The sequence below is a fragment of the Kitasatospora sp. NPDC058444 genome, from assembly GCF_042721415.1.
In the GTDB taxonomy this organism is placed as follows: Bacteria; Actinomycetota; Actinomycetes; order Streptomycetales; family Streptomycetaceae; genus Kitasatospora.
Genome location: NZ_JBHXLL010000051.1, coordinates 1 through 20,906, shown reverse-complemented (window position 1 = coordinate 20,906; position 20,906 = coordinate 1). Strand labels below are relative to the sequence as shown.

The following is a 20,906-nucleotide window of genomic DNA, read 5'->3' as shown; positions in this document are numbered from 1 at the left end:
GGTCAGCGGTGGACGGGGACGGGGACGGGCTTGCGCGGACGTACGGGCCCACGCCGGAGCGGGGGCCTGCTCAGCGGCGGATGCCGGTCGCGAACGGGAGCGTGTTGACGAAGGCCCGGTGGTGCTCGCGGTCGCACCACTCCAGCTTGAGGTAGCTCTTGCCGGCCGAGGCGCGGATGGTCCGCTTGTCGCGGGCCAGCGCGTCGGGGTTGCGCGAGGAGACCGTGATGTAGCCGACCAGGTTCACCCCGGCCGCGCCGGACGCCAGGTCGTCGCCGCGCTGGTCCACCCGGCCGGTGTGGGCCAGGTCGCGCGGGTCCACCGTGCGGTTCATCTTGGCCGCACGGCTGGCCTCGGCCTCGTCGTTGGTCTTCTCCGTCAGCATCCGCTCGATCGCGACGTCGGTGGGCTCCAGGTCCATCGTCACCGCCACCGTCCGGATCACGTCCGGGGTGTGCACCAGCAGCGGCGCCAGGAAGTTGACGCCCACCGGGGTGAGCGGCCACTCCTTGACCCACGCGGTGGCGTGGCACCACGGCTCCCGGGTCGCCGACTCGCGGGTCTTCGCCTGCAGGTACTGCGGGTGGGTCGCGTCCAGCTCCGCCGGCCAGGCGTTCCGCCGGGACATCGCCTGGATGTGGTCGATCGGGTGGTCCGGGTCGTACATCGAGTGCAACAGCGAGGACAGCCGGGCCTGGCCCAGCGGCTGGCGCACCCGGATGTCCGCCTCGGCCAGCCGGGCGCAGATGTCGGTCAGCTCGCGCGCCATCACGGCCGCCAGCCCCTCGTCGTCCCGCGCCCGCCGCCCGGTGGCCGTCCGGCCCATCGCGTGCGCCTCGGCCGCCAGGTCACGGGTGTAGTGCATGCAGGCCACCAGGTACGCCCGGTGCTGCTCCGAGGACGTCGACACCATCGACTGGAGCTGGTCGTACGAGTCCTGCAGCCAGCGCGGCGAGGACGGGTCGCCGCGCCGCTCGACGTCCTTCGCGTGCGCGTCCGGATCGGCCGGCAGGGTCCGGGCCAGGATCTGCAGCCGGGTCACGAAGCCGTCCCCGTTGGCGACGTGCTTCAGCAGCGTCCCGAACCGGTCGACCAGGGCCTCCTGGTCCTCCGAGTCGCGCAGGCCCACGCCCGGGCCCTCGATCTCGATCGCGGCCGTCACCGTGCGCCGCTCCAGGTGCATCAGCACCCCGACCTCGTCCGGCCCGAACGGCGCCGTCAGCCAGCGCAACCGCCCCACCCCGGGCGGCGGGCCGACCTCCACCTCCCGGCCGTCCAACCGGGTGCCGGCGTCCATCACGTCCGAACGCCACACCGCCCGCCCGCTGCGGACCGTCCGGCGGTAGGTGCGGTTGATCTCCACCCACTTGTAGAACGTCCGCTTGCGGTACGGCACGTACACCGCCGCGATGGCGAGCGCCGGCAGACCGACCAGACCGCCGATCCGCAACGGCAGGACCGGCATCAGCAGGCCCCAGAGCATGCCGAGAAACGCCCCGAAGATGATCAGCATGATCTCGCCGGACTCCCGGTTCCGGCCGATCGGCGCGTTCGGGCGGGCCTTGCCGATCAGGTAGGTGCGGCGCTGGTGCACGTACGGCTGGGCGTACTGGGCACCGTACTGGCCGAGCGGTTCACTGCTCACTTACCCGTCACCCTCCCTTCGCTGGATTGCTGTCACGGATCGGAACCGGGGCCTGCGGCGGCCCGCCCTGGGGCGGCGGGGCCGGCGTCCGGCCGGCGTGGGCGGCGATGCCCGGCGCGACCGAACCGCCGCCCGCCCCACCGCCACCCGTACCGGCCGCCTGCGCACCGCGGTCGCCGTGGGTGGTGATGCCCTGCTTCATCAGGTTCGCGGTGCCGTTGATCATCGCCGAACCGGCCTGCACGGCGTTGGCCCGGGCCCCGCGCATGTTCAACAACTCGTCGCCGAAGCCCGGCACGAAGCGGTAGACCGCGGCACTCGCGAAGATCGACAGGAACAGGATCGCCAACCCGGACAACACCCGGGCGAAGTCGTCGTCGGCCCCGGACCCCGTCGCCACCGCACCCGCCAGCCCCAGGATGACCACGATGATCGGCTTCGCCAGGTCCACCGCCAGCATCACGCCCGCCCAGCGCCGCACGTGCTTCCACAACTGCCGGTCCACCAGCCCCGCGTACACCGCCGTCCCCAGCAGCGCGCCGACGTACAGCATCGCCGCCCGGATCAGCAGCTCGATCCAGAGCACCGCCGCCGCCAGCACCGCGACCAGCGACACGATCACCAGGATCAGCGGACCGCCGCCCACATCGCCCTTCTCCAGCGTGTCGGCGAACCCCCCCAGGTACGACCCGGTGTCCGTCTTCGTCCCGACCGCTATCGCCTTGGTCAGCCCGTCCGTCACGCTCACCACGGTGAACAGGATCAACGGCGTGAACGCGGACGCCACCACCGTCAGCCACAGGAAGCCGATCGCCTCCGAGAACGCCGTCGTCAGCGGCGCCCCCCGCACCGCCCGCTTCGCCACCGCCAGCAGCCACAGCACCAGCGTGATCACCGTCGACACGGCGAACACCACGGCGTACTGCTGCAGGAACGACGCATTGGTGAAATCCACCTGCGTCGTCCCGTCGATCGCCCCCGACAACTTCCGCACCACCCACGCCGCGGCCTGCGCACAGCTCTTGGCCAACGACCCGAGGGGATCGGTCACCGCCCCTACGGTGCCACCGCCGGGAATCGAACCTCCAGGCTTGGACGCGCAGTAGACGTCGCTGCCGGGCAACGGCAGGACGTCGCAGTTGTTGCTGGCCGAAGGGCTCGGGCTCGGTTCCGCGATGGCCCGGGATGCCATGCCGATGGCTACAGCCTGGAACAGGCCCAGGACCGTCACGACCCGGCCGATCCGAGAAAGCAGCTTTCCGGCCGCACCGTCAACGCGCATAGCGGAACCCTCCGAACTGCTCTGCCGATCCGGCGATCTCATCCGCTGTGGCTGCCTGCTGGTCGCCCGGCAGCGGGGCCGGGCCTGACTTTCTAGTGAAGTCGGTGAGCTTCCAGTCGCTGCCCGTCCAGTGCAGCGAGAGCGTGAGGGTGAACCAGTTGGTGGTCACCGGCTGGACGGAGCGCTCGCCGGCGAGGCCGGTGAGGCCGGTGCACCACACCTCGACTTTGGCGTCGCCCTCGCTGTAGCCCGTCGACTTGGTGCCGACGGGGACGGTGCGGCTGACGAAGGTGAGGCCCTTGGGGGCGCGGCCCTGGGCGTCGAGGCCGTAGCGGGTGGCGGTGTCGCCGCCGAAGCCCTGGTCCAGCCGGTTCTGGAGCCCGGCCAGGGCGCCCGGGTCGGCGATGGTGGCGACGATGCCGTGGCGGTTGTCGGTGCGGAACATGTCCGCGGAGCCGATCGCCACGGCGTAGTTGGTGGCGGCGGACTGGGCGCCCGGTTCGGTGTGCGGGTAGCCGGTCGGGATGCCGTTGACGGTGGTGCCGACGGGCTGGTCGCCGCTGGGCGCAGGGCCTGCGCCGGAGGCGGCCCCGGAGCCGGCGCGGTCGGCGGAGGCGCCGTCGCTTCCGGAGCCCGTGCCGGGTGTGACGCGGTTGGCGATGGCGATGGCGACGACGAGCAGGGTGACGACCGCCAGGACGGCCACCAGGGCGCGCAGCGGCCGGGGCTGACGGTGGTTCGACGGGAGGGAGGACTGTTCGCCGACGGGCAGGCGCGTACGGGTGCGCGGCTGGTCGTCGGACAACGGCACGGCGGCCCTCCTGGTGCGGGGAGCCGGGGCGGCTCCGGGGGCCCTCCGGCCGGGGGCGGGCGCGGACGGAGGGTGGGAACGGGGGTGGATTCCTGGCGGGTCGGCTGCCGGAGGGGGTCCGGACGGGGACCTGGTCTCAGGCCGGTCGGACGGCTACTGCTGTCCGATCGTCAGATCGCCATGCCGTAGACAATGGTGAACAGGGTGCCCAGTGATCCGATGATGAACACGCCGGTCAGTCCGGCGACGATCAGCCCCTTGCCCTGTTCGGCGCCGAAGCTGTCGCGCATCGCGGTCGCACCGATCCGCTGCTTGGCCGCTCCCCAGACCGCGATGCCGAGGCAGATGAGGATGGCCACGGCCATGACGACCTCGACCATCACCCGCGCCTCCGACCCGAGGGTCGCGAACGGCCCCCAGTCCGGGGCGATTCCGCCGATGATGGTGTCGATGTTCGGCTTCTTGGGGGGGTCCTCGGCCAGGTGGCCGACCGCATTGGTGTGCACGCTGCTCAGGTTCATTTCCATCTCACCGCCCGATCAGGCAAATTCAAGGGCCCGGACCCGGCCCGCGCGAAGGGTCGGTACCTATTCTTGGCCAGATCTGATGTCGACTTGGCTACTTCTCGCGAATTGGTCGTGAGGCATCGGACACGTACGCGAGGATGTACACCGTACGAAGGATAGCGCTCACTGTTCGTATCTCTGATGATTGCGGTGAGCAACGCCTTCCGGGACACTTCGACTGACGATTCGTCGGGATGGTGCTGATGGTACTCCGGAAGGCCGGTACGGCCGCTGCCGCTGCGGGAGTTGTCGCGTTCGGGTTCATCGGGCTGGTGACGATGGGGACTTATGCGGCGAGTGGGACGCCGCAGCAGTCGGCGAATCGTTCCTCCCTCTCCCCTGGAACGGTCCCCGCGGCCTACCAGGACCCGATCCAGAAGTGGGGCTCGCTCTGCCCCGAGATCTCCCCGCCGATGCTCGCGGCACAGCTGTACCAGGAGAGCGGTTTCGACCCCAAGGCGCGCTCCGGGGTCGGGGCGCAGGGAATGGCGCAGTTCATGCCGGGCACCTGGCCCGCGTACGCCACCGACGGCAGCGGGGACGGCAGGGCGGACGTCTGGGACCCGCTGGACGCGATCGCCTCGGCGGCGACCTACGACTGCGCGATCGCCAAGGAGGTCGCGAAGGTCCCGGGCGACCCGCAGGCCAACCTGCTGGCCGCCTACAACGCCGGCGAGGGTGCGGTGAAGCAGTACAAGGGGATCCCGCCGTACAAGGAGACCCAGGGCTACGTGCGGAACATCCAGGCGATGGCCCGCAGCTTCACCGCGCCGGCCTCGCCGACCGCGCCGCTGGAGGTGTCCGCGCAGTCGTCGGCCGCGATCTACTTCGCGCAGACCAAGCTCGGCACCCCGTACCTGTGGGGCGGTGAGGGCCTGCCCTCGCAGAACGGGCGGTTCGACTGCTCGGGCCTGACCCAGGCCGCGTTCGCCAGTGTGGGCATCACCCTGCCCCGGGTGGCCAACGACCAGTGGTACGCGGGCCCGCACCCGTCGCGCGATCAGCTGCGGCCGGGCGACCTGGTGTTCTGGGCGACGGACCTGGGCGATCCGCGGAGCATCCACCACGTCGGGATCTACGTCGGCGGCGGGTACATGATCAACGCGCCGCACACCGGTGCGGTGATCCGCTACGACAAGATCGACACCAGGGAGTACATCGGCGCGACCCGGGTCACCTCGGACGGGGCCCAGGCGCTGCCGACCCGCAACGACGACGGCACGGTCAACGCTCCGTCCCGCCCGGGCGGGACGGGGGCCACCGCCCCCGCGGGGAACCAGGGCGGCAGCCAGGGCGTCCCCCAGGGCGGCGCCCCGGCGACCCCCGTCCGGTCGGCCGTCGCCGCCCCGCCCGCGCCGGCCGGTCAGGCCCCCGCCGGGGCGGGCCGGTAGCCGTGGTGGGGCCGGGACGGCCGGGAGCTGTGTGCGCGCTGTGGACGCTGAGTCAAGTTTCCATAACCGCGCGTTTCCGTGGAACGCTGTGTCCCGGCGATGACGTTGGGTCCGGTGGTCCCTCGTCAGCTTTCGGCGCCGGGCGGGCCCCGGCGGGAACGTACAGGTGCAGCGGACCAGAAGGAGGTGCGGCGTGTCGACGCCGCTTGCCGACACGACCAACCCCGACCTCGACCTGCTCTACGCCGTCAACGGTCTGGCCAAGCGCTCCCCGCAGTGGCTGGACCACCTGGTCTCGTGGATCGGCGAGTACGGCATCCTGATCGGCCTGGCCATGCTCGGTCTGGTGGCCTGGCTCCAGGCCAGGCGCCGTCCGGACGCGCCGGTGGCGATGGCCGGGCTGCTCTGGGTGCCGCTCTCGGTGGCCGTCGCCGAGCTGGCCAACCTGCCGATCGCCGCGATCGTGAACCGCCCGCGCCCCTTCGTCGACCATCCCGGGCTGCTGGTGCTGGTGGACGGCAAGGCCGGCACCCACTCCTTCGTCAGCGACCACTCGACCATGACCATGGGCGTCGCGGTGGCGCTGTTCCTGGTGAACCGTCGGCTGGGCTGGATCGCCAGCGGGCTGGCGGTCCTCCAGGGCTTCTGCCGGATGTTCATGGGCGTCCACTACCCGACCGACGTGATCGGCGGCTTCGCGCTCGCCGTCGCCGTGGTGCTGCTGCTGGCGCCGATCGCGATGGCGGTGCTGGTGCCGTTCTGCCACGCGCTGAGCCGGACGGCGGTCGCCCCGCTGATCCGGGCGCCCGAGCGGGGCGGCGCGGCCCGGGGCGGGGCCGGTCCGCGCGGTCGTCGCCGCGGGCGCGGGGCGGTGCGGGCCGGGGAGCAGCCGCCGGAGTCCGACCTCGCGGCCTGACCGCGTCTCCGGGTCCGGGCCCGCGAAGTGTCCCAACCTTCGGGTCCCGGCCCGCGGCCTGACCCCGCCTCCGGGCCCCGATCCGCGGAGTGCCTCCGGCCCCGGTGAGATCAGTCCGGCCTGGCACCGCTCTCGGCGAGGTGCTCGGCTCCCTCGCGGCGGGCCAGGTCGCGCGAGCGGCGGGCCGGGGAGTACCAGCCGCAGCTGCAGGTCGCGAAGGCGAAGGATCCGCGCTCGCTGACCGCGAGGCGGTGTTCGGGCATCCGGGCGGTACCGGGCGCGGCCGGCAGCTCACTGTGCACGTGGTTCACGGTAACGCGCCGGGCGGGTCCGGCGCGACGCTCCCGCCACACCGGCCCCGTAACCCTTTGCGTCCCAACTCGTTTGCCCGGAAAGAGCTCTGCCCACCCGGTGGTGGCCGGCGGGGCTGTCGGGCCCGAGGGGGTTGTCGCGAGGATGAAGATGACCGACCAGCACCGCACCGGACGGCCGGCGCGCCGTCCGGGTCCGCACCTGCGTTCGGCGGCCGGGACCGCCCTGCTCGCCGCCGTCCTGGTGGCGGGGGCCGCCGGCTGCTCCGGCGGCTCCGTCGACGGCTCCTCCGACCAGCAGTCGGGCGCCCCCGACCAGCTCGCCGCGGACGCGCTGACGGCGGTGCGCAACGCCGCCGACATCACCGGCCGCACCGGCTCCGCACGCGCCGCGACCGAGCTGGTCACCGAGTCCACCGAGAAGAAGGCCTCGTTCAGCGGCACGGGCGGCTACGACTACGTCAAGCGGATCGGCCGGCTGGAGGTCCAGGTGCCACCGGGCGCGGCGACCACCGGGAAGATCGTCGAGGTGGTCCTGCCGGGCACCGTCTACCTCCAGAACAGCGGCGCCAAGGTCCCCGCGGGCAAGTGGGTCAAGCTCGACGTGCGCCAGCTGCCGGACGGCAACCTGGTCAGCAGCGGCGCCACCGACCCGGCCTCGGCGGCGGGGGCGCTGCGCGGGGCGCAGAAGGCGGAGGCGGTGGGCACCGAGACCGTCGACGGGGTAGCGCTGCACCACTACAAGGGCACCCTGGACCTGGCCAAGGCGGCCGACGCGACGGGCGGCAGGGGCGGGGACGGTCTGCGGATGGGCGCGCAGACCTTCACCGTCAAGGAGGTCCCGTACGACGCCTGGCTGGACGACCAGGGCCGGCTGCGCAAGGTGGTCGAGGTGTTCACCTTCGCCGGGGTGGCCGGGTCGAAGGAGTCCAAGGACCAGGTGAGGGTGACGTCGACGACCTCGCTGTCGGACTTCGGCAAGCCGGTGGAGGCGGCCGAGCCCTCGGCCTCGGACATCTACCAGATGAAGCCGACGGAGAGCCCGAAGTAGGGCTGGTCCGACACGCCCCGGACCGTCGGGGCAGCGCTCCGGCGCCGGGGCGAGACGGGGTGCCGACGGGGCGGGTGGCCGTCCGGGGAGCGGCGGCCACCCGTTTCGGCGGCGCCGAGATGGCCCGTCCGTGCCATGTGGACGGGCCCCGAAGTGCCTAGGCTGGACTCCGGGTGGCTGCCGCCCGGGCTGGCGAGGCACTGAAGGGGTGGTGCAGGTGGTGTCGTCCACGGGCGGCCGCAGCGGCGGCCACGACGACGCGGCCCTCGACGAGATCGATCTGGCCGGCGAGCTGATGATCGCCGCGACGGCCAGCTCCGGCGACCGGCTGCCGACCGAGCGGATCGACGAGGTGCTGCTGGACCGGACCGAACCCGGGCAGGGCGGCCGGGAACCCGGCCGGGAGGCCGACGGCTAGCGGCTACCGGCTACCGGCTAACGGGCCCCGGGAGTGACGCGGGCCGTCCGCCGCTCCGGTGGCGAGGCGCCCCGGAGCGGCGGACGGCCCGTCGGCTCAGCTGCGCAGCAGCCGGCTGATCGCGGCGGTGGCCTCCGCCACCTTGGCGTCGAGCTCGGTGCCGCCCTCCTCGGCGGCCGCGGCGACGCAGTGCCGCAGGTGCTCCTCCAGCAGGGAGAGCGCGAAGGACTGCAGCGCCTTGGTGCTGGCCGAGACCTGGGTGAGCACGTCGATGCAGTAGACGTCCTCGTCGACCATGCGCTGGAGGCCGCGGATCTGGCCCTCGATCCGGCGTAGCCGCTTGAGGTGGGCGTCCTTCTGCGCGCTGTAGCCGTGCGGGCCGTGGTGCCCCGCCGGGGCGTGGCCGGCGTGCGGGTCGGTCCCCTGCGCGTGCTCCGGCTCGGTGCGCGCTTGCGTCGTGGTCATCGGCCCCGCCTTCGTCTCAGTGCCTGGTGGCTGCGTCGGCCACAAGTGTCCAACACCGGGGCCCTCCGTGGTGTTCCGACGGGCGGCCCGGCGGGTGCGGCGGGGCCCGGGCGGGGGCGCCCGGCGGTTCACCCGTCTGAGCGGCGCCCCGTTCCCCGGCGTGCACGACGGGGACAATCCGGGCGAGGTTCCGTCAGACTGGGGACTCGCGTCCACAGGTGGTGGTGCGCCCGGGTCAGCCGGTGCGGCGGCCGAACGGAAGGGGAGGCTCCGGCTCCTTTCCCGACACCCCGTTTGCGTGATTGCGCTCGGTTGCACCTAGCATCGTTCAGTCCCTACCCCGCACATCGGAGATTTCCGTGCGTTTTAGCCTGACCCCGAAGGAGACGAGCTTCTACGACATGTTCGCCGCCGCGGCGGAGAACCTCGTCGTCGGATCGAAGCTCCTTTTGGAGCTGCTTGGATCGGACGTGTCGGCCCGTGCGGAGATCGTCGAGCGCATGCGCGCCGCCGAGCACGCCGGGGACGACACCACCCATGCCGTCTTCCACCAGCTGAACTCGTCCTTCATCACGCCCTTCGACCGCGAGGACATCTACAGCCTCGCCTCGTCGCTGGACGACATCATGGACTTCATGGAGGAGGCCGTCGACCTGGTCGTCCTCTACGACATCCAGACCCTGCCGAAGGGCATCGAGCAGCAGATCGAGGTGCTGGCGCGCGCCGCGGAACTCACCGCCGCGGCGATGCCGAACCTGCGCAGCATGTCCAACCTCACCGAGTACTGGATCGAGGTCAACCGCCTGGAGAACCAGGCCGACCAGATCCACCGCAAGCTGCTCGCCCACCTGTTCTCCGGTCAGTACGACGCCATCGAGGTCCTCAAGCTCAAGCAGGTCGTGGACGTCCTTGAGGAGGCGGCGGACGCGTTCGAGCACGTCGCCAACACGGTGGAGACCATCGCCGTCAAGGAGTCCTGACCCTCGTGGACATGGCAGCACTCATCGCCGTCATCGGCGTTGCGTTCTTCTTCACGTACACCAACGGCTTCCACGACTCGGCGAACGCGATCGCCACGTCGGTCTCCACCCGGGCGCTCACCCCCCGGGCGGCGCTGGCGATGGCCGCGGTGATGAACCTGGCGGGCGCGTTCCTCGGCAGCGGTGTGGCGCACACCGTCTCCCAGGGGATCATCGAGACGCCCACCGGCAACCAGGGGATGGCGATCCTGTTCGCGGCCCTGGTCGGGGCGATCGCCTGGAACCTGGTCACCTGGTACTTCGGGCTCCCGTCCTCCTCCTCGCACGCGCTGTTCGGCGGCATGGTGGGCGCGGCGCTGGCCGGCGGCACCGAGGTGATCTGGAGCGGGGTCCTCGACAAGATCGTCATCCCGATGATCCTCTCGCCGGTGGTCGGCCTGGTCGGCGGCTTCCTGGTGATGCTGGCGATCCTGTGGATCTTCCGCCGGGCCAACCCGCACCGGGCCAAGCGCAACTTCCGGGTCGCCCAGACCGCCTCGGCCGCCGCGATGGCCCTGGCGCACGGCCTCCAGGACGCCCAGAAGACCATGGGCATCGTGGTCATGGCACTGACCATCTCCGGCCACCAGACCGGCAGCGGCATTCCGGTCTGGGTGAAGATCTCCTGTGCGACGATGCTCTCGCTGGGCACCTACGCGGGCGGCTGGCGGATCATGCGGACGCTCGGCCGCAAGATCATCGAGCTGGACCCGCCGCAGGGCTTCGCGGCCGAGGCCACCTCCGCGACGGTCATGTACATCTCGTCGTTCGTCTTCAAGGCGCCGATCTCCACCACCCACGTGATCACCGCGGCGATCATGGGCGCGGGGGCCACCAAGCGGATCCGCGCGGTGCGCTGGGGCGTCGCGAAGAACATCGTGCTCGGCTGGTTCATCACGATGCCGGCGGCCGCCATCGTCGCAGCGCTGATGTACTGGTTCGTCCACCTGTTCTGGGGCTGACGGCCCCACCGGACGCCCGGAGCAGGACGCACCGGGCAGGACGCCGGAGCAGGACGCCGGAGCAGGACGCACCGCGCGGGACGCACGGAACGGACAGGGCCCGCCCCCACATCTCGGGGGCGGGCCCTTTTCCATGTCCCGCGGCGGCACCGCCATGCAGCACCGCGGGACAGCTCGCGGTCCGCCACGCGTCCCGGCGCCTCGGCGCCGCCCGTGACGGGGTCCGGTCTAGCCGAAGCGGCCGGAGATGTAGTCCTCGGTCGCCTGGACCTGCGGGTTGGAGAAGATCCGCTGGGTGTCGTCCAGCTCGATCAGCTTGCCCGGCTGGCCGACGCCCGACAGGTTGAAGAAGGCGGTGCGGTCGCTGACGCGGGCCGCCTGCTGCATGTTGTGGGTCACGATGACGATGGTGAACTGCTCCTTGAGCTCGCCGATCAGGTCCTCGATGGCGAGGGTGGAGATCGGGTCGAGCGCGGAGCAGGGCTCGTCCATCAGCAGGACCTGGGGCTCGACCGCGATGGCGCGGGCGATGCACAGGCGCTGCTGCTGACCGCCGGAGAGGCCGGCCCCCGGCTTGTTCAGCCGGGTGTGGACCTCCTTCCAGAGGTTGGCGCCCTTCAGCGAGCGCTCCACCACCTCGTCCAGCACGGACTTCTTCTTCACGCCGGAGAGCCGCAGACCCGCGATCACGTTGTCGTAGATCGACATGGTCGGGAAGGGGTTCGGGCGCTGGAAGACCATGCCGACCGAGCGGCGCACGGCGACCGGGTCGACGTTGGAGGCGTAGAGGTTCTCGTCGTCCAGGAGGACCTTGCCCTCGACCCGGGCGCCGGGGATCACCTCGTGCATGCGGTTGAGGGTCCGCAGGAAGGTGGACTTGCCGCAGCCGGAGGGGCCGATGAAGGCGGTCACCGAGCGGGGCTCGATGCTCATCGAGATGTCCTCGATGGCCTTGGTGGTGCCGTAGTAGGCCGACAGTCCGCTGACGTCGATGCGCTTGGCCATGATCGTTGCTTCTCTCGTCTGTCTCGTGCGTCAGTCGGTCGCTCAGTGCCCGCCCTTGGGCGAGCGCCAGCGCGCGATGCCCCGGGCGATGAGGTTGAGCCCCATCACGAAGGCGATCAGCACCAGCGCCGCACCCCAGGCACGGGCGTAGCCGTAGTCGTTGTTGACCTGCGAGTACTGCGTCCAGATGTACATCGGCAGGGACTGCTGCGGTCCGTCGAACGGGTTGTTGTTGATGTAGTCGGCGCCGAACACCAGCATCATCACCGGGGCGGTCTCGCCCGTGATGCGGGCGACCGCGAGCATCACACCGGTGGTGATGCCGCCGATCGCGGTGGGGAGGACGATCCGCAGGATGGTCTTCCACTTCGGCACGCCGAGCGCGTACGAGGCTTCGCGCAGCTCGTTCGGGACGAGCTTCAGCATCTCCTCGGTGGACCGGACCACGACCGGCATCATCAGGATCGCCAGCGCGAGGCTGCCCGAGAAGCCGGAGTAGCTGAAGCCCAGGGCGAGGTTCCAGAGCGAGAGGATGAACAGACCGGCGACGATCGACGGGATGCCCGTCATGACGTCGACGAAGAAGGTGACCGCCTTGGCGAGCGTGCCGCGGCCGTACTCGACCAGGTAGACGGCGGTCAGCAGACCGATCGGGGCGGCGATCGCGGTGGCCAGGGCGACCTGCTCCAGGGTGCCGATCAGCGCGTGGTAGATGCCACCGCCGGGGCCGGACTGGATCACGCCCTTCATCGAGTGGCTCAGGAAGTTCCCGTTGACCACCTCGATGCCCTGCTGGACGGTGTAGAAGGTCAGGGCGACCAGCGGGACGACGGCCAGGATGAAGGCGACCCAGACCACCGAGGTGGCGAGCCGGTCCTTGGCCTGTCGGCGGCCCTCGACCCGGGCCGAGAGGACGTAGCCGATCAGGACGAAGAGCAGGGCCGAGATCAGGCCCCACTGCAGGTGGCTGGCCAGCCCGCCGAGCGCGCCGATCGCGCAGCCGAGGGCGATCGAGCCGGCGGCGACGGCGGCGGGGGCCCACTTGGGCAGTCGGTTGGCGGTCAGCGGACGGCCGACGGGCCGGGCGTCCTCGATGACGGCGGTGACGGTCATGCGTTGGCCCCCGAGTACTCCTTGCGGCGGGCGATGATCAGTCGCGCGGCACCGTTCACCAGCAGGGTGATGACGAACAGGACGAGGCCGGAGGCCATCAGCGCGTTGCGGCCGTTGTCGCCGGCCTCGGCGAACTTCAGCGCGATGTTCTGCGCGAAGGTGCCGCCGCCCGCGTCGAGGATGTGCAGCGACAGGACGTTGCTGGCGGAGAGCACCACCGCGACCGCGATGGTCTCACCGAGCGCGCGGCCGAGGCCGAGCATCGAGGCCGAGATGATGCCGGGGCGGCCGAACGGCAGCACCGCGGTGCGGATCATCTCCCAGCGGGTCGCGCCGAGCGCGAGCGCCGCCTCCTCGTGCATCCGGGGCACCTGGCGGAACACCTCGCGGGAGACCGCGGTGATGATCGGCAGGACCATGATCGCCAGCAGGATGCCGACGGTGAACAGGTTGCGCGGGGTGCCGGTCCTGGTCTGGTCGAAGATGTACGTCCAGCCCAGGTACTCGTTGAGCCAGCTGGTCAGGCCGTCCATGTGCGGCACCAGGAAGAGCGCGCCCCAGAGGCCGTAGACGATGCTGGGGACGGCGGCGAGCAGGTCGACCAGGTAGGCGAACGGCTGGGCGATCCGGCGCGGCGCGTAGTGCGAGATGAACAGCGCGATCCCGATGGCCACCGGGACGGCGATCGCCATCGCGATGACGGCGCTGACGATGGTGCCGAAGGCCAGGACGGCGATGCCGAAGACCGGCTTCGGGGCGTCCGGCGTCCACTCGAAGGAGGTGAGGAAGTTGCCTTCGTTGGTGGTCAGGGCCAGGACGGACCGCCAGGTCAGGAACGCGGCGATCGCGGCCATGACGACCAGCAGCAGGATGCCCGAGCCCCGGGCGAGGTTCATGAAGATCTTGTCGCCGACCCGGCTGTCGCGCGGCCGGCGTTCCCTGCCTCGCGGGGCGGCAGGGGAGGATGAAGTCATTGGTCTACTCCGGTCTGGTGGTGCCGCCCCGGAAGGGGGACGGCACCATGGCGGCGGTGCCCCGGACGTGGTGCTGGGTGTGGTGCCTTCCGGTGGGACGGCCCCGGCCCCCCTCGCTCACGGGGCCGCCCCACCGGGGGTCCTGTCGGGTCAGGCCAGGGTGGCGATGACGCCGTTGACCTTGTCGGTCACGGTCTTCGGCAGCGGGACGTAGCCCTTCTCGCCGACGGCCTTCTGACCCGCGTCGCTGGCGGTGTAGGTCAGGAAGGACTTCAGGGTGTCGAGGGTCTCGGCCTTGTTGCCCTTGTCGCAGACGATCTCGTACGTGATGAGGACCAGCGGGTAGGAGCCCTCTTCCTTGGTCGCGTAGTCGAGCTTCAGCGCGAGGTCGCTGCCGGAGCCGGCGGCCTGGGCCTTGCCGATGGTGCTGGCGGCGTTCTCGGCGGTGGCCGCGACCGGCTTGGAGGCACCCGTGTTGATCGCGGCGCTCTTCAGGCTGTTGGTCTGGGCGTAGGCCAGCTCGACGTAGCTGATCGAGTTCTTGACCTGCTTCACCTGGGCCGAGACACCGGCGCTGCCGTTGGCCGACTGGCCGCCCTTGCCCGCCCAGGCCTTGCCGGCCGGGTAAGACCAGGCGCCGCCGCCGGCGGCGGCGAAGTACTTGGTCAGGTTCTCGGTGGTGCCGGCGTCGTCCGAGCGGTGGAAGGTCTGGATCTCCGCGTCCGGCAGCTTGGCGCCCGGGTTCAGGGCGGCGATCTCCGGGGCGTTCCACTTGGTGATCTGCGAGTCGAAGACCTTGGCGGCGGTCGGGCCGTCCAGGACCAGGTTGTCGACACCGTCGACGTTGTAGACCAGCGAGATCAGACCGCCGACCATCGGCAGGTCGATGCCCTGGCCGCCGGTGCAGACCGCCTTGGAGGCGTCGACCTCGGCCGGCTTGAGGGCCGAGTCGGAGCCGGCGAACTGGATCTTGCCCTGGTTGAACTGCTGGATGCCGGCACCGGAGCCGCCACCCTGGTAGTTGATCGTGGTGCCGGAGCAGGCGGCGGCGAAGCTGGTCTTCCAGACGTCCATCGCCGCGCCCTGCGCGGTCGAACCGGCGGCGATCAGCGAACCCGGCTTGCCACAGTTGATCGCGGAGGCGGGCGCGGCGGTACCGCTGTTGCCGTTGGACGCGGTCGTGTTGTTGTTGTTGTCCGACCCGCAGGCGGCGAGCGACAGCGAGCTGACGAGCGCCATGGCACCGATCGCGAGGGCCTTGGAGCGGCCGTTCCGCTGGAGCTTCACAGGGGTGTCCCTTTCTGTGGCATTGCCCTTCGCTCAGGCCGTACGGGTACGGCCGAGCGCGGGTTTTGCTGTGGTCCGGGGCCCGTGCGGCCCTCCGGTGGTCCCGAAGTTAGGCCGGGTAAGTGACACGACAGCCGGTCGCAAGTGAACGGAGAGTGAACCTCGAAGGGATGACAGGAAACTACGTCAGGTAGTAACGGTTGCGTCACGGCAAGGGCGCGGGGAGATCACTTCCACGGTTCCTTCACCGGCGCCGCCCCGGCCGCCCGCACCGGCCTCGCCCCCAGGACCGCCAGCAGCGCGTCGACCAGCAACCGGTCGTGGTCGTGGGTGAGCCGTGCGCGCGCCTTCCCGGCCGGCAGCCACTCCAGCCGGTCCACCTCCCGGTTGGGCCGGAAGGACCCGCTCGACGGCACCGCCGCCCAGTAGCGGACCTCCTTGGGACGGCCCTGCACCCGGTAGTGCTGGGTGGGCAGCTCCGGGCCCAGCAGGCAGTGGAACCCGGTCTCCTCCCGGACCTCGCGCAGCGCCGCGTCGACCACGCCCTCACCGGCTTCGAGCTTGCCCTTCGGCAGGCTCCAGTCGTCGTACTTGGGACGGTGGATCACCGCGATCCGCGGCCGCCCCAGCCGGCCGCTCTTCTTCGGCCGGCCCGGCAGCCACAGCACCGCGCCCGCCGCCAGCACCACCGGGGCGTGCCCCGCCCCGGCCGCGTCCCCCGCGGCCGGCCGGCCGATGCGCGGACGCCGGTCCACCTCAGACCGCCCTGGGCGCGGCGGGGTGCCCCCAGGCGTCGGCCGGGACGAGCTTCAGCCAGCCCTCCGGGCCGGGCGGCAGGTCCGGCCAGCGGCGGCCGACGGCGTAGCGCGCCGACTCCACCTCCAGCCGCTGGTCGGCGTGCACCACGCCCAGCACGTACGCGGTCGCCGGGGTGATCCGCGGCGTGCGCGCCGCGGTGGCGGCGGTGACGGCGGCGTCCGCCGCCTCCTGCTGCCGGGCCAGCACCAGGTCCAGCTCGTCCAGCTCGGAGGACCCGCGGCCGCACACCTCCAGCGCGTACCGGGCCCGCTTCACCAGGATCCGCAACCGGGCCCAGGGCGCGTCGTCGGCCGCCAGCGCGGTGTCCGCGTCCGTCGCCCCGCGGGACGGCGGCACCGTGCCCAGCCGGCGCAGCCCGTCCCCGCCGTACGGCGTCGCGGCCCGCTGCAGCGGCAGCTGCTGGGCGCCCGCGGACAGCGCGGCGAACGCGGCGGCGGCCTGCGGCAGCAGCACCGCCGGGGCCCGGCCGCCCGCCGACTCCAGCAGCGGGGCCTCGCCGACCAGCAGGGTCATCCGGTCCGCCAGGGCGTGCAACCGGGCGGAACGGAGCTCCTGGAGCACCGTGGAGTGCGCCCTGGTCCGGGCCAGGGTCAGCTGCCGGTCCAGCAGCGCCCGCGCCTTGGGGGCGCCCGTGTGGCCGGCCAGCATGCCCGTCCCCTCCGGGTCGGTGCCGCTCAGCGAGTCCAGCGCGCCCAGCAGCCGGGCCGAGCGGCGGACGTAGCCGGGCTCCAGCGCCAGCAGGTTGAGCAGCCAGCGCAGCTCGGTGCGCGACTCCTGCGCCCAGGTCTGCTCGAAGAGCGAGCCGAAGGTGTGCAGCAGCCCGCCGACCCGCCGGACGGCCCCCAGCAGGTCCGAGGTGCCGGCCGACGGGACGACCGAGGCCGTCCCGGGTCTGGCGCCGACCTCGCCCACCGCCAGCGGCAGCGCGCGCAGGAAGGCGCCGGCCTGGGCGGTGAGGTGGCGGGAAAGGATGTCCCCGGCGGTCGCTGTGGAGGCCGCCTGGGCCGTCATCGGCGCTTCGGTCATGGCGTGGTAGATCCCCGTTCCTCCGAGGTGGTCCCCGGAGCTGGTGGCCGACCGCCGGGACAGGTCCCCTTACCGTCCCGGCGGCTTCGCATCAGTGGACGCGTCAGCGCGAGGTCGCGGCCCGGCGGCGCTGGCGCGAGTCGATCAGCAGGTCCTGGACGTGTCGCAGCGGGCGGCCCTCGGCGTCCTGGGAGTGACGGGCCCACGCGCCGTCCGGTCCCAGGTGCCAGGACTCGGTCTCGTCCGACACTCCCAGGTCGATCAGCCCGGACAGCTCGGCGCGGTGCGCCGGATCGGTGATCCGCAGCAGCGCCTCGATCCGGCGGTCCAGGTTGCGGTGCATCATGTCGGCGCTGCCGATCCAGACCTCCGGGTCGCCGTTGTTGCCGAACACGAAGACCCGGGAGTGCTCCAGGAAGCGGCCCAGGATGCTGCGGACCCGGATGTTCTCGCTCAGCCCCGGTACGCCCGGGCGGATCGCGCAGATCCCGCGCACCCAGACGTCCACCGGCACACCGGCCTGGGAGGCCCGGTACAGCGCGTCGATCACGGCCTCGTCGACGATCGAGTTGACCTTGAGCTTCACGTAGGCCGGGCGGCCCGCCCGGTGGTGGGCGATCTCGTTGTGGATCCGCGAGACCAGCCCGTCGCGCAGGCCGCGCGGGGCGGTCAGCAGGCGGCGGTAGGACTCGCGGCGCGAGTATCCGGAGAGCCGGTTGAACAGGTCCGAGAGGTCCGCGCCGACCTGGGGGTCGGAGGTGAGCAGACCGAGGTCCTCGTACAGCCGGGCCGTCTTCGGGTGGTAGTTGCCGGTGCCGACGTGCGAGTAGCGGCGCAGGGTGTCGCCCTCCTGCCGGACCACCAGCGAGAGCTTGCAGTGCGTCTTCAGCCCGACCAGGCCGTACACCACGTGACAGCCGGCCTCCTCCAGCTTGCGGGCCCACTTGATGTTGGCCTGCTCGTCGAAGCGCGCCTTGATCTCGACCAGCACCAGCACCTGCTTGCCGGACTCGGCCGCGTCGATCAGCGCGTCGACGATCGGCGAGTCGCCGGAGGTGCGGTACAGGGTCTGCTTGATCGCCAGCACGTCCGGGTCGGCGGCGGCCTGCTCCAGGAAGGCCTGCACCGAGGTGGAGAAGCTGTCGTACGGGTGGTGCAGCAGGACGTCGCGCTCGCGCATCGCGGCGAAGATGTCCGGCTGGGAGGCCGACTCGACGTCGGTGAGCCCGCGGGCCGTGCCGGCCACGAACTTCGGGTACTTGAGCTCCGGGCGGTCCAGCTCGGCGATCCCGAACAGCCCGGTCAGGTCCAGCGGCCCGGGCAGCGGGAAGACCTCCGCCTCGGTGATGTTCAGCTCCCGCACCAGCAGGTCCAGGATGTACGGGTCGATCGACTCCTCGACCTCCAGCCGGACCGGCGGGCCGAAGCGCCGCCGCATCAGCTCCTTCTCCAGGGCCTTGAGGATGTTCTCGGTGTCGTCCTCCTCCACCTCCAGGTCCTCGTTGCGGGTGACGCGGAAGGCGTGGTGGGCCAGCACCTCCATCCCCGGGAAGAGCTCCTCCAGGTGGGCGCCCATGACGTCCTCCAGCGGGACGTACCGCTGGGGCGAGGCCTCCAGGAAGCGGGCCAGCGACTGCGGCACCTTGACCCGCGCGAAGTGCTTGTGCCCGGAGACCGGGTTGCGCACCACGACGGCCAGGTTGAGCGAGAGTCCCGATATGTACGGGAAGGGGTGCGCCGGGTCGACGGCCAGCGGGGTCAGCACGGGGAAGATCTTCTGCCGGAACAGGGTGTGCAGCCGGGCCTGCTCCTTCTCCGCCAGCTCCGACCAGCGGACCACCTCGATGCCCTCGGCGGCAAGGTCCGGCAGCACCTCCTGCTGGAAGGCGGCGGCGTGGCGGGCCATCAGCTCGCGCGAGCGGGTCCAGATGAGGTCCAGCACCTCGCGCGGCTGGAGGCCGGACGCGCTGCGCTGGGCGACGCCGGTGGCGATCCGGCGCTTGAGGCCGGCCACCCGGACCATGAAGAACTCGTCCAGGTTGCTCGCGAAGATCGCCAGGAACTTCGCCCGCTCCAGCAACGGGATGCCCGGGTCCTCGGCCAGTTCCAGGACCCGCTCGTTGAACGCGAGCCAACTGCGCTCACGGTCCAGGAAGCGGCCCTGCGGCAACGCTTCGAGCTCCTCTTCGTCCGTGGCCGGCAGCTCCGGCGGAATACCCAGCGCACTGGACATCCGGGCCGTGGACGACAGCGGGGCAGAGACGGGGCGGGGGATGCTCATGGGCTCCAGCTCCTCCAGCAGCAGGACGGCGTCCGGACGCGAATGGCTCTGCGGGCCGTCGCCCTCGCCCCGGGCCGAACCCGGGGACAGCACCCACCCTCCGGGTGCGGTCCGTACAGGACCGGCCGGTGCGTGGCGGTCGACTCTGCACGAGCGAGACACTACGGACTTCATCCTGTGATCTTCGCGGCAGCAATTGAATCCACGGTAAACACCGCATGGCCAGGAGGAAAGCTGAGTCGGTCGGAGCAAGGGGCGTCGCCGTCCCGTCCCTCGCCCGCGACCGCTCCGGAGGCGGTCCCGGCCGCTCTCGACGACGTCGAAGGACCAGGTCGAAGGACCAGATCCTTCGACCTGGTCGAGGAACCTGGTCGATGGAGCTGGGGGTCCGGTGCGAGGACGCTCCGCGGACCCGGCTAGGCCGGCCGGCTCGCCCGGTACCGGGCTCGGTACATGAGGTCCACCTCGTGAACGGCGAATCCCAATCGTTCATATACCCGCACGGCGGCCGGATTGTCGGCGTCGACGTAGAGAAGGACGGTGTCCAGTCCGCGCTCGCCGGCAGCGGTGCCGGTCAGGTGGCGCAGGCCCGCCGCGGTCAGCGCACGGCCCAGGCCGCTGCCCTGCTCGGCCGGGTCCACCCCGACCACGTACACCTCGCCGAGCTCGGGCTCGGTGGCGCTCGCCGGATGCACCTTGGTCCAGTGGAAGCCGACCACCTTGCCGTCGCGCGTGGCGAGGAAGAAGCCGGCCGGGTCGAACCAGGGCTCGGCGATCCGCTCGGCCAGGTCCTGTTCGGTCCAGGAGCCCTGCTCGGGGTGGTGGGCGAAGGCCAGGGCGTTCAGCCGCAGCCACGCGGCATCGTCCTCCCCCGGGCGGAAGGTGCGGAACTCGATGCCCTCGGGAACGGCCACCTCCTCGGTCTGCCGGCCGGTGCGGCGCATCTGCCGCAGCTCACGGACCAGCTCGGCGCCGTACGCCTCGGCCAGGTGCCGGGCCGCCGGGTGGCCACCGTGCACCCAGAAGTCCACCGCGTCGCGCCCCGCCAGGTGGGCCTGCTCCAGGACGGCGTCGACCAGCGGGCGGGCCAGACCGCGGCCGCGGGCTGCCGGGTCGACCACCAGCTCGGCGGCGGGGTTGGCCGCCGGGCTCTCCGGCACTTCGAGCTGGCCGTAGCCGAGGACGGCTCCGGTGTCGGTCTCGGTCTCGGTCTCGGTCTCGGTCTCGGTCTCGACGAGGTGGATCACCCCGGGACGCGGGGTCTCCGCATTCCGCAGCCGAAGCCGGCCCTGCTCGGACACGGCGGCCCGGCCGTCCACCGCCTGGGCGTCCGCCAGAACGCGCAGGGAACCGTCGCGCTGCTCGGGCCGGAGCACATCGTTCGCAATGACCGCTGTCTGATCGTCCATGCCCTGACGATACGACACCGGAAATGCAAAAAGCCCCTGATCCGAGTGGATCAGGGGCTTTTCTGAAGAATTGTTCGGCGGCGTCCTACTCTCCCACAGGGTCCCCCCTGCAGTACCATCGGCGCTGTGAGGCTTAGCTTCCGGGTTCGGAATGT

The 20,906-nt window shown here is 71.5% G+C and carries 20 protein-coding genes and 1 rRNA gene; 6 read left to right on the top strand and 15 right to left on the bottom strand.

Translation table 11 applies throughout. The features are described from left to right. Nucleotides 1-70 precede the first annotated feature (70 nt). The 4 genes from ACFWP2_RS34295 to ACFWP2_RS34280 form a co-directional block, all read right to left on the bottom strand. Nucleotides 71-1,645, bottom strand: a complete 1,575-nt coding sequence (locus ACFWP2_RS34295) for an SCO6880 family protein (RefSeq protein ID WP_380458847.1) — start codon at nucleotides 1,643-1,645, stop codon at nucleotides 71-73. Nucleotides 1,646-1,652: 7 nt separating this feature from the next. Continuing rightward, nucleotides 1,653-2,927: a hypothetical protein gene (locus ACFWP2_RS34290; RefSeq protein ID WP_380458845.1), complete on the bottom strand. Its 1,275-nt coding sequence runs from the start codon at nucleotides 2,925-2,927 to the stop codon at nucleotides 1,653-1,655. After that, complete coding sequence (locus ACFWP2_RS34285) at nucleotides 2,917-3,738, bottom strand: hypothetical protein (protein ID WP_380458843.1); 822 nt, start codon at nucleotides 3,736-3,738, stop codon at nucleotides 2,917-2,919. The genes ACFWP2_RS34290 and ACFWP2_RS34285 overlap by 11 nt, the downstream gene beginning before the upstream one ends. Nucleotides 3,739-3,908: 170 nt before the next feature. Further along, entirely contained in the window at nucleotides 3,909-4,259 is a 351-nt protein-coding gene (locus ACFWP2_RS34280; protein ID WP_380458841.1) for a hypothetical protein, read from the bottom strand. 323 nt (nucleotides 4,260-4,582) lie between these two features. On the opposite strand from ACFWP2_RS34280, the gene ACFWP2_RS34275 reads away from it, so the two are divergent. Continuing rightward, nucleotides 4,583-5,695: an NlpC/P60 family protein gene (locus ACFWP2_RS34275; protein ID WP_380458951.1), complete on the top strand. Its 1,113-nt coding sequence runs from the start codon at nucleotides 4,583-4,585 to the stop codon at nucleotides 5,693-5,695. A gap of 193 nt (nucleotides 5,696-5,888) precedes the next feature. Then, complete coding sequence (locus ACFWP2_RS34270; protein WP_380458839.1) at nucleotides 5,889-6,611, top strand: phosphatase PAP2 family protein; 723 nt, start codon at nucleotides 5,889-5,891, stop codon at nucleotides 6,609-6,611. A 110-nt stretch (nucleotides 6,612-6,721) separates the two neighbouring features. On the opposite strand, the gene ACFWP2_RS34265 is transcribed toward ACFWP2_RS34270, so the two are convergent. Beyond that, nucleotides 6,722-6,913 carry a hypothetical protein gene (locus ACFWP2_RS34265; protein ID WP_380458837.1) on the bottom strand — a complete coding sequence of 64 codons (192 nt, stop codon included), beginning with the start codon at nucleotides 6,911-6,913 and terminating at the stop codon, nucleotides 6,722-6,724. 160 nt (nucleotides 6,914-7,073) lie between these two features. On the opposite strand from ACFWP2_RS34265, the gene ACFWP2_RS34260 reads away from it, so the two are divergent. Both ACFWP2_RS34260 and ACFWP2_RS34255 read left to right on the top strand, forming a co-directional pair. Beyond that, nucleotides 7,074-7,973 (top strand): hypothetical protein, encoded by a 900-nt coding sequence (locus ACFWP2_RS34260; protein ID WP_380458835.1) that lies wholly within the window; start codon nucleotides 7,074-7,076, stop codon nucleotides 7,971-7,973. A gap of 217 nt (nucleotides 7,974-8,190) precedes the next feature. Then, on the top strand, nucleotides 8,191-8,391 hold the full coding sequence (locus ACFWP2_RS34255) for a hypothetical protein (RefSeq protein ID WP_380458833.1): 201 nt from the start codon (nucleotides 8,191-8,193) through the stop codon (nucleotides 8,389-8,391). A 96-nt stretch (nucleotides 8,392-8,487) separates the two neighbouring features. On the opposite strand, the gene ACFWP2_RS34250 is transcribed toward ACFWP2_RS34255, so the two are convergent. Then, a complete protein-coding gene (locus ACFWP2_RS34250) occupies nucleotides 8,488-8,856 on the bottom strand; it encodes a metal-sensitive transcriptional regulator (RefSeq protein WP_380458830.1) in 369 nt (122 codons plus the stop codon). A 359-nt stretch (nucleotides 8,857-9,215) separates the two neighbouring features. Between ACFWP2_RS34250 and ACFWP2_RS34245 the strand changes: the two genes are divergently transcribed. Together ACFWP2_RS34245 and ACFWP2_RS34240 are read left to right on the top strand one after the other, a co-directional pair. Continuing rightward, nucleotides 9,216-9,836 (top strand): DUF47 family protein, encoded by a 621-nt coding sequence (locus tag ACFWP2_RS34245; RefSeq protein ID WP_360263985.1) that lies wholly within the window; start codon nucleotides 9,216-9,218, stop codon nucleotides 9,834-9,836. Nucleotides 9,837-9,841: 5 nt separating this feature from the next. Further along, complete coding sequence (locus ACFWP2_RS34240; protein ID WP_380458828.1) at nucleotides 9,842-10,837, top strand: anion permease; 996 nt, start codon at nucleotides 9,842-9,844, stop codon at nucleotides 10,835-10,837. A 228-nt stretch (nucleotides 10,838-11,065) separates the two neighbouring features. On the opposite strand, the gene pstB is transcribed toward ACFWP2_RS34240, so the two are convergent. The 9 genes from pstB to rrf form a co-directional block, all read right to left on the bottom strand. After that, nucleotides 11,066-11,842, bottom strand: coding sequence for a phosphate ABC transporter ATP-binding protein PstB (gene pstB / locus ACFWP2_RS34235; protein WP_380458826.1), 777 nt, complete (start codon nucleotides 11,840-11,842; stop codon nucleotides 11,066-11,068). 42 nt (nucleotides 11,843-11,884) lie between these two features. After that, nucleotides 11,885-12,955, bottom strand: a complete 1,071-nt coding sequence (gene pstA, locus ACFWP2_RS34230) for a phosphate ABC transporter permease PstA (protein WP_380458824.1) — start codon at nucleotides 12,953-12,955, stop codon at nucleotides 11,885-11,887. Next, nucleotides 12,952-13,929, bottom strand: a complete 978-nt coding sequence (pstC, locus tag ACFWP2_RS34225) for a phosphate ABC transporter permease subunit PstC (protein ID WP_360355288.1) — start codon at nucleotides 13,927-13,929, stop codon at nucleotides 12,952-12,954. The genes pstA and pstC overlap by 4 nt, the downstream gene beginning before the upstream one ends. Nucleotides 13,930-14,079: 150 nt before the next feature. Then, a complete protein-coding gene (pstS, locus tag ACFWP2_RS34220) occupies nucleotides 14,080-15,216 on the bottom strand; it encodes a phosphate ABC transporter substrate-binding protein PstS (protein WP_380458821.1) in 1,137 nt (378 codons plus the stop codon). Between the two features lie 227 nt (nucleotides 15,217-15,443). After that, nucleotides 15,444-15,953: an NUDIX hydrolase gene (locus tag ACFWP2_RS34215; RefSeq protein WP_380458948.1), complete on the bottom strand. Its 510-nt coding sequence runs from the start codon at nucleotides 15,951-15,953 to the stop codon at nucleotides 15,444-15,446. Between the two features lie 19 nt (nucleotides 15,954-15,972). Further along, a complete protein-coding gene (locus ACFWP2_RS34210; RefSeq protein WP_380458819.1) occupies nucleotides 15,973-17,061 on the bottom strand; it encodes a CHAD domain-containing protein in 1,089 nt (362 codons plus the stop codon). Between the two features lie 103 nt (nucleotides 17,062-17,164). After that, the gene (locus ACFWP2_RS34205; RefSeq protein WP_380458945.1) at nucleotides 17,165-19,342 is read right to left on the bottom strand and encodes an RNA degradosome polyphosphate kinase; all 2,178 of its coding nucleotides are present in this window, start codon (nucleotides 19,340-19,342) and stop codon (nucleotides 17,165-17,167) included. A gap of 416 nt (nucleotides 19,343-19,758) precedes the next feature. Beyond that, nucleotides 19,759-20,751, bottom strand: coding sequence for a mycothiol synthase (gene mshD, locus ACFWP2_RS34200; protein ID WP_380458817.1), 993 nt, complete (start codon nucleotides 20,749-20,751; stop codon nucleotides 19,759-19,761). A 72-nt stretch (nucleotides 20,752-20,823) separates the two neighbouring features. Further along, nucleotides 20,824-20,906: ribosomal RNA gene (rrf, locus tag ACFWP2_RS34195) — 5S ribosomal RNA — on the bottom strand; the annotation flags it as partial.

What these genes read in the sequence shown, in the direction of transcription:
- ACFWP2_RS34290 (WP_380458845.1), bottom strand. Translation starts at nt 2,927, where the DNA reads ATGCGCGTTGACGGTGCGGCCGGAAAGCTGCTTTCTCGGATCGGCCGG.
- pstA (WP_380458824.1), bottom strand. Translation starts at nt 12,955, where the DNA reads ATGACCGTCACCGCCGTCATCGAGGACGCCCGGCCCGTCGGCCGTCCG.
- mshD (WP_380458817.1), bottom strand. Translation starts at nt 20,751, where the DNA reads ATGGACGATCAGACAGCGGTCATTGCGAACGATGTGCTCCGGCCCGAG.
- pstB (WP_380458826.1), bottom strand. Translation starts at nt 11,842, where the DNA reads ATGGCCAAGCGCATCGACGTCAGCGGACTGTCGGCCTACTACGGCACC.
- ACFWP2_RS34210 (WP_380458819.1), bottom strand. Translation starts at nt 17,061, where the DNA reads ATGACCGAAGCGCCGATGACGGCCCAGGCGGCCTCCACAGCGACCGCC.
- ACFWP2_RS34280 (WP_380458841.1), bottom strand. Translation starts at nt 4,259, where the DNA reads ATGAACCTGAGCAGCGTGCACACCAATGCGGTCGGCCACCTGGCCGAG.
- ACFWP2_RS34275 (WP_380458951.1), top strand. Translation starts at nt 4,583, where the DNA reads ATGGGGACTTATGCGGCGAGTGGGACGCCGCAGCAGTCGGCGAATCGT.
- ACFWP2_RS34260 (WP_380458835.1), top strand. Translation starts at nt 7,074, where the DNA reads ATGACCGACCAGCACCGCACCGGACGGCCGGCGCGCCGTCCGGGTCCG.
- ACFWP2_RS34250 (WP_380458830.1), bottom strand. Translation starts at nt 8,856, where the DNA reads ATGACCACGACGCAAGCGCGCACCGAGCCGGAGCACGCGCAGGGGACC.
- ACFWP2_RS34205 (WP_380458945.1), bottom strand. Translation starts at nt 19,342, where the DNA reads ATGAGCATCCCCCGCCCCGTCTCTGCCCCGCTGTCGTCCACGGCCCGG.
- pstC (WP_360355288.1), bottom strand. Translation starts at nt 13,929, where the DNA reads ATGACTTCATCCTCCCCTGCCGCCCCGCGAGGCAGGGAACGCCGGCCG.